This is a genomic window from Ramlibacter sp. bp-362 (genome assembly GCF_054956735.1).
Genome location: NZ_JBUDXE010000002.1, coordinates 365303 through 380741 on the forward strand (window position 1 = coordinate 365303; position 15439 = coordinate 380741).

Genomic DNA, 15439 nt, shown 5'->3' on the forward strand with positions numbered 1-15439 from the left:
ATTCCACCCTCCAGGAGAGCAAGACATGAAGAAGTTCCTCGCCTTCGCGGGCCTCGCGCTCGCAGTGGCGCTGCCGGCGGCCGCCGCCACCGCGACGCCCGACAAGGGCGACACCGCCTGGCTCACGGTGGCCACGCTGCTCGTGCTGATGATGACCCTCCCCGGCCTGGCGCTGTTCTACGGCGGCCTCGTGCGCAGCAAGAACATGCTGTCGGTGCTGATGCAGGTGTTCGTCGTCACGGCGCTGATCTACGTGCTGTGGGCGCTGTACGGCTACAGCCTGGCCTTCACCGGCGGCAGCGCCTTCCTGGGCGGCGCCGGCAAGCTGTTCCTCTCGGGCGTGACGCCCGACTCGGTGGCCGCCACCTTCAGCAAGGGCGTGGTGATCCCCGAGCTGAGCTTCATCGCCTTCCAGGCCACCTTCGCCGCCATCACCTGCGCGCTGATCGTCGGCTCCTTCGCCGAGCGCATCAAGTTCTCCGCGGTGCTGCTGTTCTGCGCGCTGTGGTTCACCTTCGGCTACCTGCCGATCGCGCACATGGTGTGGTACTGGGACGGCCCCGACGCGATCACCGACGCGAAGTCGCTGGACGCCGTGACGGCCGCCGCCGGCTGGCTCTGGGCCAAGGGCGCGCTGGACTTCGCGGGCGGGACGGTGGTGCACATCAACGCCGGCGTCGCGGGCCTGGTGGGCGCGTACGTCATCGGCAAGCGCATCGGCTACGGCCGCGAATCGCTCACGCCGCACAGCCTGACGCTCACGATGGTCGGCGCGGCGCTGCTGTGGGTGGGCTGGTTCGGCTTCAACGCCGGCTCCAACCTGGAAGCCACGGGCACGGCGGCGCTCGCCTTCGCCAACACGCTGTTCGCCACCGCCGCCGCCACGCTGTCGTGGATCGCGGGCGAGGCGCTGTCGAAGGGCAAGGCCTCGATGCTGGGCGCGGCCTCGGGCGCGGTCGCCGGGCTGGTGGCGATCACGCCGGCCTGCGGCTTCGTCGGCGTGATGGGCGCCATCGTCATCGGCCTGCTGGCGGGACTGGTCTGCCTGTGGGGCGTCAACGGGCTCAAGCGCCTGCTGGGCGCGGACGACGCGCTCGACGTCTTCGGCGTGCACGGCGTCGGCGGCATCCTGGGCGCGCTGCTCACCGGCGTGTTCGCCTCGCCGTCGCTGGGCGGCGCCGGCCTCTACGACTACGTCGCCAACCAGGCCGCCGCGGACTACTCGATCGGCAGCCAGGTCTGGATCCAGCTGCAGGCCGTGCTGACCACGATCGCCTGGTCCGGCGTGGTGTCCTTCATCGCCTACAAGGTGGTCGACCTGCTGCTGGGCCTGCGGGTCAGCGAGGAAGAGGAGCGCGAGGGCCTGGACATCACCAGCCACGGCGAGACGGCGTACAACCGCTGACCGCGCGGGTTCGGCACAATGGGCCCAAAGGAGACGAGCCCATGGTCGAACTGCGCGCCGGGCGCTTGCGTTGCGAGCTGCAGCCCGGGCTGGGAGGCTGCATCGCCGGCCTGTGGTGCGGCGAGCTGCCGGTGCTGCGCGCCCTGCCGGCGGCCGAACCTTCCGCGCTCGCCTCGGCCTGCCACCCCATGGTGCCCTTCGCGCTGCACGGGGTGGCCTGGCAGCGTCCCTGGACCGTGCTGGACCAGGACGCTTCCTCTGCGATGCTCGCGTACGAGCACCGGCCCGACGCCGCCTGGCCCCATGCCTTCGACTGCTCCCACACGCTGCGCCTCGCCGAAGGCGCCCTGGAGCTCACGCTCGCGCTGACCAACCAGTCGGGCCGGCCCGCGCCGGCGGGGCTGGGCTGGCAGGCCTTCTTCCCCCGGCGGCCGGGCCATCGCCTCGTGGTGCGTGCCGGCGGCCGGGCCGGCGAGCACGGCTACGAAGCCTGGGACGGCGACGCGGAGTTGCACGACGAGCGCTTGGCCGTGCACCTGCAGTCCGGCCTCACGCGCCTGCTGGTGCTGCCCGAGGCCGCGCGCGAGGCGATCGCGCTCGCGCCGGTGAGCCACCTGCCCGCGGCGGCGCAGCCGGCCTCGCCCGAGGCGGCCGCGCTCGGCCTCGCCCTGCTGCCGCCGGGCGAATCGCTGGTCGCCACCCTGCGCATCGCGGTGGAGCCGCAGGCATGAAGTGGGACATCGCCGTCGCCGAGCCGGACCTGCTGGGCGAGTCGCCCTTCTGGCATCCGCGCGAACAGCGCCTGTACTGGGTCGACATCCCCGGCAAGCGGGTGCGCCGCTGGGACCCGGCCACGGGCGCGGGCGACACCTGGGACCTGCCGCAGGAAGCGGGCTGCATCGCGCCGGCCGCCAGCGGCGGCCTCGTGCTGGGCATGCGCGACGGCATCTACCGCGCGCGCGACTGGGGCGGCCTGCTGCAGCCCATCGTGCGCTTCCCGCACGCGGAGACGACGCGCTTCAACGACGGCAAGGCCGACACGCTGGGCCGCTTCTGGGCCGGCACCATCTACGAGCCGAAGGACGCGCGCAAGGCGGACCTCTATGCGCTCGATTGCCGGCCCGGCAACGGCAACGGCGGCAGGCCGATCGTGCAGCTGAAGGCCGGCAACGCGACCAATGCCAACGGCCTCGCCTGGTCGCCGGACAACCACACCCTGTACTGGGCGGACACGGCGCAGCACACCGTCTTCGCCTGGGACTGGGAGGCCGACGCCAACGTGATGCGCCACCACCGCGTGTTCCACCGCTTCGCGGAGAAGCCGCCCGGCTGGCAGCCCGGGCAACCGGGCTACGGCGGCCGTCCCGACGGCGCGGCCATGGACGTGGAAGGCCATTACTGGGTGGCGCTGTTCGAAGGCCAGCGCCTGGTGCGCCTGTCCCCGGCCGGGGACATCGCGGCGGAATTCCCCCTGCCGGTGCGCTGCCCCACGATGCCCTGCTTCGGCGGCCCGGACCGGCGCACGCTCTACCTGACCACCGCGCGGCACCAGCGGCCGGCGGAGGAACTGCAGGCGTTTCCGGCTTCGGGCCACGTGCTCACCGCGCGGGCGGACGTCGCGGGGCTGCCGGCCAACTTCTTCATCGACTAGGCCCAGGCAAGGGGCAGGCGCGGGCACGTAACATCGGAGCCCATGCAAGCCGCCCTGGACGAACTCACCGAACGCATCCGCGCCGCCGCGGCGCAGGGGATGCCCCTGCGCATCCGCGGCGGCGGCAGCAAGGATTTCTACGGCGAGCGGCTGGAGGGCGAGCTGCTGGAAACACGCGGCCTGCAGGGGATTGTGAGCTACGAGCCGAGCGAGCTGGTGGTCACCGTGCGCGCCGGCACGCCGCTGGCGGAACTGGAGCAGGTTCTGGCCGCGCAAGGCCAGTGCCTGCCTTTCGAGCCGCCGCATTTCGGCGAGCACGCCACCGTGGGCGGCATGGTGGCCGCGGGCCTGTCCGGGCCGGCGCGCGCCAGTGTCGGCGCGGTGCGCGACTACGTGCTGGGCCTGGAGCTGGTCAACGGCCGCGGCGAGGCGCTGGTGTTCGGCGGCCAGGTGATGAAGAACGTGGCCGGCTACGACGTCTCGCGCCTGATGGCGGGAGCGATGGGCACGCTGGGGCTCATCACGCAGGTGAGCCTCAAGGTGCTGCCCGTCGCGCCGGCCGAGGCGACGCTGCGCTTCGAGCTCTCGCAGGCCGACGCGCTGCAGCGCCTGAACGCCTGGGGCGGCCAGCCGCTGCCGCTGTCGGCGAGCCGCTGGCGCGAGGTCGGCGGCGTCGGCACGCTGGACCTGCGGCTGCGCGGCGCCGTCGCGGCCGTCGAGGCCGCCTGCCGCGCGCTCGGCGGCGAGCGGGTCGATCCCGCGTCCGCGCAGGCGGACTGGGCCGGCCTGCGCGAGCAGCGCCTTCCCTGGTTCGAGCAGCGCGCCGGCCGCGATCTCTGGCGCGTGTCCGTGCCGCAGACGGCGCCCCTGCTGGGCCTGCCCGAGCCGCCGCTGGTCGAATGGCACGGCGCGCAGCGCTGGGTGCGCGTCGCGCCCGGCGACGGGCAGCGCGTGCGCGACGCCGCGGTGCGCGCCGGCGGCCATGCCACCCTGTTCCGCAGCGAACGGCCCGACGCGCAGCAGCGCCTGACGCCGCTCGCGCCCGCGCTCGCCGCCATCCACGAACGACTGAAGCAGCAGTTCGACCCCGCGGGCATCTTCAACCGCGGCCGCCTCTACGCGCATTCCTGATGCAGACCCATCTCTCCCCGGAATTCCAGGGCACGCCCGAGGGCGCCGAAGCCGAAGCCATCCTGCGCAAGTGCGTGCACTGCGGCTTCTGCACCGCGACCTGCCCCACCTACCAGGTGCTCGGCGACGAGCTCGACGGCCCGCGCGGGCGCATCTACCTGATGAAGCAGGTGCTGGAAGGCGAGCAGCCGACGCGCAAGACGCAGCTGCACCTCGATCGCTGCCTCACCTGCCGCAACTGCGAAAGCACCTGCCCGAGCGGCGTGGACTACGGGCGGCTGGTGGACATCGGCCGCGGCATCGTGGAGCGCAAGGTGCCGCGCGGCGCGCCCTCGAAGGCGCTGCGCCAGGCGCTCGGCAACGGCCTCACCTCGCCGCTGTTCGGGCCGGCGATGAAGCTGGGGCAGTCCGTGCGCGGCCTGCTGCCGCAGCGGTTGCGCGAGAAGGTGCCGCCCAGGCAGGACGCCGGCGCCTGGCCGACGGCCACGCACGCGCGCAAGGTGCTCATGCTCGCGGGCTGCGTGCAGCCGGCGATGATGCCCAACATCAACACGGCGACGGCGCGCGTGCTCGATGCCGCGGGCATCCAGGCGATCGTCGCGCCCGAGGCGGGCTGCTGCGGCGCGCTGAAGTTCCACCTGGACGACCAGGACGGCGGCCGCGCGCACATGCGGCGCAACGTCGACGCCTGGTGGCCGTACGTCGAGGGCGGCATGGTGGAAGCGATCGTGATGAACGCGTCGGGCTGCGGCGTGACGGTGCGCGAGTACGGCCACTACCTGCGGCACGATCCCGCCTATGCCGAAAAGGCGAAGCGCATAGCCGCGCTGACGCGCGACCTGAGCGAGCTGCTGCCGGATCTCGTGCCGGCGCTGAAGGAGAAGGTGCGGCCGCAGCCGGGCGTGTTCGCCTACCACCCGCCCTGCACGCTGCAGCACGGCCAGAAGCTGCGCGGCGGCGTCGAGCAGGGCATGGCGGCGCTCGGCTTCACCGTGCGCGTGGCACTGAACGAGTCGCACCTGTGCTGCGGCTCCGCCGGCGCCTACTCGGTGCTGCACCCGGACATCGCGCACACGCTGCGCGACCGCAAGCTGGGGCACCTGGGCGCGCTGCAGCCGCAGGCCATCGTCTCGGCCAACATCGGCTGCATCCAGCACTTGCAGTCCGGTACGGAGCTGCCGGTGCGGCACTGGGTGGAAGTGCTCGACGCCGCCCTGCGCGACCCGGCGTAGTCGCCGATCCGTCCACGGCCGAGCTGCGCGGCCCCGCAGCTCGGCCAGAGTGATGTAAAAAGCAGAACGGATATCCGGAAAGCCTTTCGACATGACCTCAGGACAGGATTTCCTCGCGGGCGGCGGCGAGATGGGAGAGCGGATCCGCGCCTTCGACTGGGCCGCGACCGCGCTGGGTCCCATCGAGGGCTGGCCCCAGAGCCTGCGCAGCGCCGTGAGCATCCTGCTGCCCTCGAAGGCGCAGATCGCGCTGTTCTGGGGCCCCGAGCTGGTCACCGTCTACAACGATGCCTACCGGCCGGTGTTCGGCGCGAAGCACCCCGGCGCGCTGGGCCGCCCCATCCGCGAGGCCTGGGACGAACTGTGGCGCGCCGGGCTGAAGGAGCTGTTCGACGGCGTGCTGGGCACCGGCGAAGCCTTCTGGGCGCGCGACCGGCCCTTCTTCATGGAGCGGCACGGCTACCTGGAGGAAACCTACTTCGACGTGTCCTACGACCCGGTGCGCGACGAGTCGGGGCGGGTCGGCGGCGTGTTCTGCATCGTCAGCGAAACCACGGGCCGCGTCTTCGGCGAGCGGCGCCTGCGCACGCTGCGCGACCTGGGCCGCATCGCGGCGCAGGCGCAGACGGTGGGCGACGTGCGCCGCCAGGTGATGCAGGTGCTGGCCAGCAATCCCGAGGACCTGCCCTTCGCATTGCTGTACGCGCCCGACGCCGGGGAGGGCGCCCGGCTGGTGGGGCAGGCGGGCCTCGAGGGCTCGCCGGCCGCGCCGCCCACGCTGCCCGCCGCGGGTCCCTCCTGGCCGCTGCCCGGGGCGAGCGTCGTGCTCGGGCCCGCCGATCTCGCGGGCTGGGGGCCGCTGCACGCCGGTCCCTGGCCCGAGGCGATCCGCCAGGTGCTGGTGCTGCCCTTGTCCGGCACGGGCGACGCGGGCCACGGCTGGCTGGTGTGCGGCGCGAGTCCCCGCCAGCAGGTGGACGACGGGCTGCGCGACTTCCTGGCGATGGTCGCCGCCAACATCGCCGCCGCCCTCGACAGCGCGCGCCGCTCCGAGCACGAGCGCCGGCGCGCCGAGATGCTCGCCGAGGTGGACCGCGCCAAGACCGCCTTCTTCAGCAACGTCAGCCACGAGTTCCGCACGCCGCTCACGCTGATGATGGGTCCGCTGGAGGACGTGCTCGCCGACCCCACGCGCCCGCTGGCGCCGGTGCAGCGCGACCGGCTGGAGCTCGCGCGCCGCAGCGCGATGCGCCTGCACAAGCTGGTGAACTCGCTGCTGGACTTCGCCCGCATCGAAGCCGGGCGCGCGCAGGCGACCTTCGTCGCCACCGACCTGGCGGCGCTGACCAGCGAGCTGGCCAGCTCCTTCCGCTCGGCGATGGAGAAGGCAGGGCTGCGGCTGGTGGTCGACTGCCCGCCGCTCGCGGCGCCCGCCTACGTGGACCGCGAGCTGTGGGAAAAGATCGTCCTGAACCTGCTGTCCAACGCCTTCAAGTTCACCTTCGAGGGCGAAGTGGTCGTGACCCTGTCCCAGGAGGGCAGCCAGTTCGCGCTGCGCGTGCGCGACACGGGGGTCGGCATCCCGGCGGCGGAACTGCCGCGCGTGCTCGAACGCTTCCATCGGGTGGAGGGCACGCGGAGCCGCACGCACGAGGGCTCCGGCATCGGCCTGGCGCTGGTGCAGGAACTGGTGCGCCTGCACGGCGGCAGCGTCTCCGTGGACAGCCGCGAAGGCGAGGGCAGCTGCTTCACGGTGACCATTCCGTCCGGCATGGCGCACCTCGACCCGGCGCGCGTGGGCGCCGCGCCCGCGCTGGCGAGCACCGCCGTGCGCTCCGAGGCCTATGTCGAGGAGGCGCTGCGCTGGCTGCCCGGAAACGACGAGCCCACCCCCGCGCAGGCCGCGGCAGGGGCCCGCCGCCGCATCGTCCTCGCGGACGACAACGCCGACATGCGCGACTACATCCGCCACCTGCTGGCCGACAGCTACGAAGTGGAAGCGGTCGCCGACGGCGAAGCCGCGCTGGCAGCGGTGCAGCGCCGGGGCGCCGACCTGGTGCTGGCCGACGTGATGATGCCGCGCCTGGACGGCCTGGGGCTGGTGCGGCGCATCCGCCAGCAGCCCGCGATCGCGGAGCTGCCCGTCGTGCTGCTCTCCGCGCGCGCCGGCGAGGCCGCGCGCATCGAAGGGCTGGACGCCGGGGCCGACGACTACCTGGAAAAGCCCTTCACGGCGCGCGAACTGCTCGCCCGCATCGCCGCCCGGCTGGAGATCTCGCAACTGCGCCGCGAATCCGCCGTGCAGGTGCGCGACCGCGAGCAGCAGCTGCGGCTGGTGACGGACAACGCGCCCGTGCTGCTGCTGTACTGCGACGCGCGGATGCGCTACCGCTTCGTCAACGCACCCTATGCCGCCCGCTTCCGGCGACAGATCCGCGATGTGGTCGGGCGCGCGATGCCCGAGGTCCTGGGCGACGCCTGGCCGGCGCTGCGCCAGCACGCGGAGGATGCGCTGGCCGGCCGAACCGTGGAGTTCGAGGAGCTGCTGCCCTACCCGGAATGCGGCGAGCGCTGGATGCACGGCACCTACATCCCCGAACGCGACGCCGCCGGCGCGGTCGGCGGCTTCATCGGCGTGCTGCAGGACGTGACCGAACGCAAGCTGGCGGAGCTGGCGGCGCAGGACGAGGCGCGGCGCTTCGAGAAGCTGAACCAGGTGGGGCTGACCCTCGCCGGCGAATCGGACCTGCAGCGCATCGTGCAGGCGGTCACCGACGTCGCCACCGACCTGACGGCGGCGCACTTCGGCGCCTTCTTCTACAACGTGGTGAACGCGCAGGGCGAGTCGTACATGCTCTACACGCTGTCGGGCGTCCCGCGCGAGCACTTCGCGGGTTTCGCCATGCCGCGCAACACGGCCGTCTTCGGGCCGACCTTCGCGGGCGAGGCGATCGTGCGCGCCGACGACATCACGCGCGATCCGCGCTACGGCCACAGCCCGCCGCACTACGGCATGCCCAAGGGGCACCTGCCGGTGCGCAGCTACCTGGCCGTGCCGGTGACCTCGCGCACGGGCGAGGTGCTGGGCGGCCTGTTCTTCGGGCATCCGGAGCCGGGCGTCTTCACCGAGAAGGCCGAGCGCATCGTGGCGGGCATCGCGGCGCAGGCGGCCGTCGCCATCGACAACGCGAGGCTGCACGAGCAGCGCGTGCGCCTGATCGAGCAGCTGCAGGAAGCGGATCGCCGGAAGGACGAATTCATCGCGACGCTGTCGCACGAGCTGCGCAACCCGCTCGCGCCGCTGCGCAACGGGCTGCACGTGCTGCGGCTCGCCGAGGGGCGGGCCGATCCCGGCATGCTGGGCATGATGGGCCGGCAGGTGGACCAGCTGGTGCGCCTCGTGGACGACCTGCTGGAGATCTCGCGCATCAACCGCGGCACGCTCGCCCTGCGCCGCGAGCCGGTCGACCTGAAGGACGTGGTGCGGCACGCGCTGGAAACGAGCGAGCCGCTGGTCCGCGAGGCGGGCCATGCGCTGGAGGTCGAGCTGCCCGAGCGCGAGCTCCGGCTCGATGGGGATGCGGCGCGGCTGGCGCAGGTGCTCTCCAACCTGCTGAACAACGCGGCGCGCTACACCGACCGCGGTGGCCGCATCGCCCTGAAGGTGGCCGTGGAGGCGGGCCGCGTGCTCCTGACGCTGCGCGACAGCGGCGTCGGCTTTCCGCCGGGCGAGGCGCAGCGCCTGTTCGAGATGTTCAGCCGGGGCGAGCGTTCGCAGGGCCTGGGCATCGGCCTGGCCCTGTCGCGCCGCCTCGTGGAAATGCACGGCGGAACGCTCGAGGCCCACAGCGACGGGCCGGGGCAGGGCGCCACCTTCACGCTGGCGCTGCCGCTGGGCGAGTCGCTGGCGGCGCCGGCGCCGCAGCCCGAACCCGCCCCCATGCCGGCGCTGCGCGTGCTGGTGGTGGACGACAACCGCGATGCCGCCGACACCTTGCGCACGCTGCTGCAGTTGCTGGGCGCGCGGGCGGAGATGGTGCACGACGGCGAGGCGGCGCTGGCGCGCTTCGCCGCCTCCCGGCCGCAGGCCGTGCTGCTGGACATCGGCATGCCGGGCATGGACGGCTACCAGGTCGCGCGGGCGCTGCGCGAGCGCCACCCGGACTGGAACGGCGCGCTCATCGCGCTGACCGGCTGGGGCCAGGAAGCGGATCGCCGCAAGGGGCAGGAAGCCGGCTTCGACCACCACCTGGTGAAGCCGGTGGACGTCGCGGTGCTGCAGCAGTTGCTGGCGTCGGTCGCGGCGGGCGAAGGCCGCGCCTCGCTGCCGCTGTAAGGCCTCAGGCGGCCAGCGCCGCCTCGATGTCCTTCGCCAGCTTCGCCGGCGCCTCCTGGGGCGCATAGCGCTTCAGCACGCGCCCGTCCCGGCCCACGAGGAACTTGGTGAAGTTCCACTTGATCGCCCTGGAGCCGAGCAGCCCCGGCGCTTCCGCCGTGAGCCAGCGCCAGAGCGGGTGCGCCTGCGGGCCGTTGACGTCGATCTTCTGCATCATGGGGAAGCTCACGCCGTAGTTCGCCTGGCAGAAGCCGGCGATCTCCTCGTTGCTGCCCGGGTCCTGCGCGCCGAACTGGTTGCAGGGAAAGCCCAGCACCACCAGGCCCCGCTCGCCGTAGCGGCGATGCAGTTCCTCCAGCCCGGCGAACTGCGGCGTGAAGCCGCAGGCGCTGGCCGTGTTGACGATCAGCATCGGCTGCCCGCGGAAGCGCGCCAGCGGCACGGTGCCCCCGCCGATCTGCTGCGCCTCGAAGTCGTAGATGTCCGCCACGCGGCTATTGTGCTCCCGCGCGCCGCGGCCACGCCGACCACGCCGCCGCCGCGACGATCAGCAGTCCGCCCACCAGCGTCCGCGCGCTCAGCTCCGCCGCCCCCAGCGCCACCGACGACAGGCTCGCGAACACCACCTCCGACAGCATCACCAGCGCCGTCGTGTGCGCCGGCAGGCGCGAGGCGCCGTACTGCAGGGCGAGGTTCGCGGCGAGGAAGCCGGCGGCCAGCAGCACGGCCAGCATCCAGCCCTCGGTCGCCAGCGCCGGCAGCGGCGCGATCGTGCCGTGCAGGCCGCCCAGCAGGGCGACGCTGCCCGCCAGCACCATGCCGCCGCCGAACATCGCCAGCACGCGCGAGCCGGCCGTGACGAAATCCAGCCGTCGCAGCAGCACGTTGGTGAGCGCGAAGCTGAAGCCGCCGCCCAGCGCCAGCCACTCCGCCAGCGAGCGCGGCCAGGGCAGGCCCACGCCGCCGGTGTCGAGCACGGTGGCCACGCCCGCCAGCGCCAGCAGCAGCCGTCCCACGCCCGCGGGCGAGGGCTTCTCGCCCAGCACGGGCCAGGCGAGCAGCACCGCCCACGCCGGCATCAGGTAGAACAGCAGCACGACGCGCACGACGTCGCCGATGGTCACAGCCCAGTTGAAGCCGACGTTGGTCATGCCCGCGGACAGCGCCAGCAGCCACAGCGCCGGGTTGCGCAGCAGCTCGGGCAGGGCCGAGCGGCGCAGCACGACGAAGCCGGCGAAGGCCACGAGGTAGATCAGCGCCGTCGACCAGAGGGGGTGGACGCCGACGCCCTGCAGCTGCCGGAAGGGCCACCAGGACAGGCCCCAGACGAAGGCATTGACGACCAGCGCCAGCACCGGCGCCAGCGTCCGCGCGCGCTCAGTCATGCACGTTGTCGTGCCGGGCCAGCGCCAGCAGGTGCTCCACTTCGTCCTTGTGCTCGACGCAGTTGCGCGCGTGCCAGCGCTGGATCAGCCACATCGCGCCGGCGACCACCAGGCCGAAGGCCGTGATGGCGCCGAAGGCCGTCAGGCCCAGGCCGGCGGACAGGCTGTAGAACGCGCCCAGGCCCAGGATGCAGGCCTGCTCGTTGAAGTTCTGCACGGCGATCGAACGCCCGGCGCCCATCAGGTTGTGGCCGCGGTGCTGGAGCAGCGCGTTCATCGGCACCACGAGGTAGCCGCCCAGCGCCCCCATCAGGATCAGGAAGGGCGCCGCCACCCACACGTTGTGGATGAAGTTCATGCAGATGACCAGCACGCCCATGGCGATGCCCAGCGGCATCACGGTGGTGGCGCGGTCGAGCCGCATGCGCATGGAGGCGAGCACGGCGCCCACGGCCGTGCCCAGCGCGACCACGCCGCTCAGCGACGAGGCCTGCGTGGTCGTGTAGCCCAGGGCCGCGGCGCTCCAGGCCAGGATGATGTAGCGCAGGTTGCCGCTCACGCCCCAGAACAGCGTGGTGGTCGCCAGCGAGATCTGGCCCAGGCGGTCGTGCCAGAGCCGGCCGTTGCAGCTCCAGAAGTCCGGCACCAGCTCCAGCGGGTTGCGCGGGATGGGGCGCATCTCCACGCCGGTGTGCGGGATGCGCAGGTTGAACCAGGCCGCCACCGCGTACACGAAGATCAGCACGAAGATGGCCGCTTCCGGCGGCGTGTCGATGCCGGTGTCCAGGATGGGGAAGTCCAGCGCCAGCATGCGCGCCGACAGCGCATGGCCCACGAGCTGGCCGCCCAGCAGGATGCCCAGGATGATGGACGCGATGGTCAGCCCCTCGATCCAGCCGTTGGCCTTGACCAGCTGCGAAGGCGGCAGCAGCTCGGTGAGGATGCCGTACTTGGCGGGCGAGTAGGCGGCGGCCCCGAGGCCCACGATGGCGTACGACAGCAGCGGGTGCGTGCCGAACAGCATCATCAGGCAGCCGACCACCTTGATCGCATTGCTGTAGAACATCACGTACCCCTTGGGCCGCGAGTCCGCGAACGCGCCCACGAAGGGCGCCAGCACCACGTAGAACAGCGCGAACATCGGCACCAGCGCGGCGGCCTGCCAGGTCTGCGCACGCTCGGACTTCAGGAGTTCGACGGCGGCGATGAACAGCGCGTTGTCGGCGAGCGACGAGAAAAACTGCGCCGCCATGATGGTGTAGAAACCGCGCTTCATCCGTGCGTGTAGGGCCGGGGGCCAGTCAGGCTGGCCCTTCAATCTCTGCTGTCTCAGGGAGACTCGGGGTTATATCACGGTGGGTAATGACAAAATACGAAGGAGAGCCCGCCATGCCCCGTCCCATCCAGGCCCTGATCCATCCCGACGCGCTGCGCGCGAACCTCGCCCGCATGCGCGAGGCGGCCCCGGACGCGCGGGTCTGGGCCGTGGTCAAGGCCAATGCCTACGGGCACGGGATCGAGCGCGTGTACGATGCGCTGCGCGGCGCCGACGGCTTCGCCCTGCTGGACCTGCAGGAGGCCGAGCGGGTGCGCGCCCTCGGCTGGCGCGGTCCCATCCTGCTGCTCGAAGGCGTGTTCGAGCCGCGCGACCTGGAGCTGTGCTCGCGCCTGGGGCTGTGGCACACGGTGCACTGCGACGAGCAGATCGATTGGCTGGCCGCGCACAAGACCCAGGTGCCGCACCGCGTCTTCCTGAAGATGAACTCGGGCATGAACCGCCTGGGCTTCACCCCGCCGCGCTACCGGGCCGCCTGGGCGCGGCTGGAGGCGCTGCCGCAGGTGGAGGAGATCTCGCTGATGACGCACTTCAGCGATGCGGACGGCGCCCGCGGCATCGCCCACCAGATGCGCGTGTTCGCCGACACCACGCGCGACCTGCCCGGCGAACGCACCCTGGCCAACAGCGCGGCCTCGCTGCGCCACGCGGCCGAGGCGCAGGTGCGCGCCGACTGGATCCGCCCCGGCATCGCGGTGTACGGCAGCGCGCCGGACTTCCCCGAGCACGACGCCGCCCACTGGCAACTGCAGCCGACCATGACGCTGGCCGCGCGCGTGCTGGGCGTGCAGCAGCTGCAGCCCGGCGACACGGTCGGCTACGGCTCCAGCTTCACCGCCGACGCGCCGCTGCGCATCGGCATCGCCGCCTGCGGCTACGCCGACGGCTACCCGCGCCACTGCGGCACCGGCACGCCCGTGCTGGTGGACGGCGTGCGCACGCGCCTGGTCGGGCGCGTGAGCATGGACATGCTGGCGGTGGACCTCACGCCGGTGCCGCAGGCGGGGTTCGGGAGCGAGGTGACGCTGTGGGGCAAGGCAGCGAACGGGAGCGTCCTGCCGATCGACGAGGTCGCGGCGAGCGCGGGGACCTTGAGCTACGAGTTGATGTGCGCGCTGGCGCAGCGGGTGCCGGTGGTAGTGAGTTGAGGTGGACGGTGGGGTTCGCTCCGCTCACCTGCCGCGGCTGGCGCCGCGCCACCCTACGAAGCCGGACCCGTAGGGTGGCGGCGGCCGCAGGCCGCCGGAAGGTGAGCGCAGCGAACCCCACCGATCCACCATCACCTTTTGCGCAACCCCAGCGCCATCACCGCCCCCACCACCAGCAACGCCCCCGCCACCTGCACCGGCGCGATCGCCTGCCCCAGCAGCAGCCACGCGAGCACCAGCGCGAACACCGGCTCCACGTTCATGATCGCGGAGTTGCCGACGACGCCCAGCCGGGGCAGCACGGTGAACATGATGGTGAAGGCCGTGCCATAGAGAAAGGTCAGCGTCGCCAGCCCGCCCCAGCCGGCCGGCGCCGTCGGCAGGTGGAAGCCGCCCTGCGCCACGACGGCGGTGAGCGCCACCACGCCGGCGAGGCTCATGGTCGTGGCCGTGCGCACGCGCCCGTCCACATCGCCCGCCTCGTGCTGCGTCAGCACCAGCGCCAGCCCGAAGGTCGCGGCCGCCGCCAGCGCGAAGCCGACGCCCGCGCCGATGCGGGCCCACTGGCCGGAGGCGCCGAGGCCCGAGGCGGCGCCGAAGACGTCCAGCGCCATCGCCAGGCCCACCAGGATCACCGGCATGGCGACCAGCATCGCCTTCTCCGGATGCTTGCGGTACACGACCAGCGACCACACGGCCGTCCAGATCGGATACGTGTTGAACGCCAGCAGGGCGAGGGCCACCGGCAGCCGCGCCACGGCCGAATAGAGGCACAGGCTCTGCACGCCCACCAGCAGCCCGATCACGGGCAGCATGCGCTTGTGCCGCGCGGTGAAGCGCACGCGCACGCCCTGCGAGGCGAGGATGGCGACGATCACCAGCGCGGTGATCGTGCTGCGGAACACGACGGCCGTGGCGACGTCGACGCCGTTGTTGAAGGCGATGCGGGCCGCCACGTGGTTGGCGCCCATCATCAGCGCGATCAGCAGCAGCGTGGCGAAGGCGGCGCCGCTGATCGCCTTGGAAGGTGTCGTCATCGGTCAGGAAAGGCTGGAGAGGTGCTGGCGCGCCGCGGCACCGAGCCGGGCGTCGAAGGTGGCCAGCGGACACTTCAATCGTGCCGCCAGCCAGAGGTACGCCGCGTCGTACGCGGACAAGCCATAGCGGTTCGCCAGTTCGACGACCGCGACGGGTTCGGTGGGGTGCAGGGAAATCTCCATGGCGGCCGCCGCCGCGAGGCCGTCCGCCGCGTGTGATTCGCCGCGCCGCAGCTTCTTCAGCGCGACGCTCGCGATTTCGCTGGTCAGCAGGTGCGGCGCATGCAGTGCCCGCCCGCGGATCTGCTCCCTGGCCGCGCCCTCCCAGGCCTCGCGAAAGACGAGGCCGGCGATCGCGCTGCAGTCGACCACCAGCGGCGTCCTCGCAAGGTAGTGGGCCGGCGGCTCCACGACGTGCAGCACCGGCTGCTTCGCGCTCAACGGCTGTCCCTGTCCTGGCGGATGATGTCGATGCTGGAGAGCTGGTCCGGGATGGGATCGGGATACTTCTGCTGCAGCTCCTCGATCACCTGCTCGGGCGTTTTCCAGCCTCGGCGGACCACCGGGTGGCCGTCCGGGTCGTAGCCGGCGATGCGCGGCCGGCCAGGCTCGTCGCTGCGCGCCGGCAGTCCTTCCTCGACGGCGCGCTCCAGGATGGCCATCAGCTCGCCCTGGAGGGAGCGATGGTTGCGGGCCGCGCGCTGGCGAAGCATCTCGGCCCAGGGCTCGGGCACGTCCTTGATGGAGAGGTTGGGCATGGGAGATCCGGAACGGAACC

The 15439-nt window shown here is 72.5% G+C and carries 13 protein-coding genes; 7 read left to right on the forward strand and 6 right to left on the reverse strand.

The genetic code is table 11. The features are described from left to right. Positions 1–25 precede the first annotated feature (25 nt). The 6 genes from ACY0MJ_RS04230 to ACY0MJ_RS04255 all read left to right on the forward strand — a co-directional run bounded on the left by ACY0MJ_RS04230 (position 26) and on the right by ACY0MJ_RS04255 (position 9755). Positions 26–1405, forward strand: coding sequence for an ammonium transporter (locus tag ACY0MJ_RS04230; RefSeq protein WP_462637034.1), 1380 nt, complete (start codon positions 26–28; stop codon positions 1403–1405). Positions 1406–1446: 41 nt separating this feature from the next. Further along, positions 1447–2136: an aldose epimerase family protein gene (locus ACY0MJ_RS04235; RefSeq protein WP_462637035.1), complete on the forward strand. Its 690-nt coding sequence runs from the start codon at positions 1447–1449 to the stop codon at positions 2134–2136. After that, on the forward strand, positions 2133–3056 hold the full coding sequence (locus ACY0MJ_RS04240; RefSeq protein ID WP_462637036.1) for an SMP-30/gluconolactonase/LRE family protein: 924 nt from the start codon (positions 2133–2135) through the stop codon (positions 3054–3056). The genes ACY0MJ_RS04235 and ACY0MJ_RS04240 overlap by 4 nt, the downstream gene beginning before the upstream one ends. 42 nt (positions 3057–3098) lie before the next feature. Then, on the forward strand, positions 3099–4187 hold the full coding sequence (gene glcE / locus ACY0MJ_RS04245) for a glycolate oxidase subunit GlcE (protein WP_462637037.1): 1089 nt from the start codon (positions 3099–3101) through the stop codon (positions 4185–4187). Further along, the gene (glcF, locus tag ACY0MJ_RS04250; RefSeq protein WP_462637038.1) at positions 4187–5419 is read left to right on the forward strand and encodes a glycolate oxidase subunit GlcF; all 1233 of its coding nucleotides are present in this window, start codon (positions 4187–4189) and stop codon (positions 5417–5419) included. Before glcE ends, glcF begins: the two co-directional genes overlap by 1 nt. Positions 5420–5510: 91 nt before the next feature. Then, positions 5511–9755 (forward strand): ATP-binding protein, encoded by a 4245-nt coding sequence (locus tag ACY0MJ_RS04255; protein WP_462637039.1) that lies wholly within the window; start codon positions 5511–5513, stop codon positions 9753–9755. A gap of 4 nt (positions 9756–9759) precedes the next feature. Here the strand turns inward: ACY0MJ_RS04255 and ACY0MJ_RS04260 are convergent, their stop codons facing one another. From ACY0MJ_RS04260 to lplT, 3 genes are read right to left on the reverse strand one after another with little or no spacing between them, the layout of a single operon-like run. After that, positions 9760–10245 carry a glutathione peroxidase gene (locus tag ACY0MJ_RS04260; protein ID WP_462637041.1) on the reverse strand — a complete coding sequence of 162 codons (486 nt, stop codon included), beginning with the start codon at positions 10243–10245 and terminating at the stop codon, positions 9760–9762. 4 nt (positions 10246–10249) lie between these two features. Beyond that, positions 10250–11140 carry a DMT family transporter gene (locus tag ACY0MJ_RS04265; protein ID WP_462637042.1) on the reverse strand — a complete coding sequence of 297 codons (891 nt, stop codon included), beginning with the start codon at positions 11138–11140 and terminating at the stop codon, positions 10250–10252. Then, entirely contained in the window at positions 11133–12416 is a 1284-nt protein-coding gene (gene lplT / locus ACY0MJ_RS04270; protein ID WP_462637043.1) for a lysophospholipid transporter LplT, read from the reverse strand. Before lplT ends, ACY0MJ_RS04265 begins: the two co-directional genes overlap by 8 nt. Before the next feature lie 113 nt (positions 12417–12529). Here lplT and alr point away from each other — a divergent pair, with 113 nt between their 5' ends. Further along, the gene (gene alr / locus ACY0MJ_RS04275) at positions 12530–13624 is read left to right on the forward strand and encodes an alanine racemase (protein WP_462637044.1); all 1095 of its coding nucleotides are present in this window, start codon (positions 12530–12532) and stop codon (positions 13622–13624) included. 131 nt (positions 13625–13755) lie between these two features. Here the strand turns inward: alr and ACY0MJ_RS04280 are convergent, their stop codons facing one another. The 3 genes from ACY0MJ_RS04280 to ACY0MJ_RS04290 are packed head-to-tail and all read right to left on the reverse strand — an operon-like array spanning position 13756 to position 15419. Next, positions 13756–14661, reverse strand: a complete 906-nt coding sequence (locus tag ACY0MJ_RS04280) for an EamA family transporter (RefSeq protein ID WP_462637045.1) — start codon at positions 14659–14661, stop codon at positions 13756–13758. A 3-nt stretch (positions 14662–14664) separates the two neighbouring features. Then, complete coding sequence (locus ACY0MJ_RS04285; protein WP_462637046.1) at positions 14665–15102, reverse strand: type II toxin-antitoxin system VapC family toxin; 438 nt, start codon at positions 15100–15102, stop codon at positions 14665–14667. Beyond that, the gene (locus tag ACY0MJ_RS04290) at positions 15099–15419 is read right to left on the reverse strand and encodes a FitA-like ribbon-helix-helix domain-containing protein (protein ID WP_462637047.1); all 321 of its coding nucleotides are present in this window, start codon (positions 15417–15419) and stop codon (positions 15099–15101) included. The genes ACY0MJ_RS04285 and ACY0MJ_RS04290 overlap by 4 nt, the downstream gene beginning before the upstream one ends. Between the last annotated feature and the right edge of the window lie 20 nt (positions 15420–15439).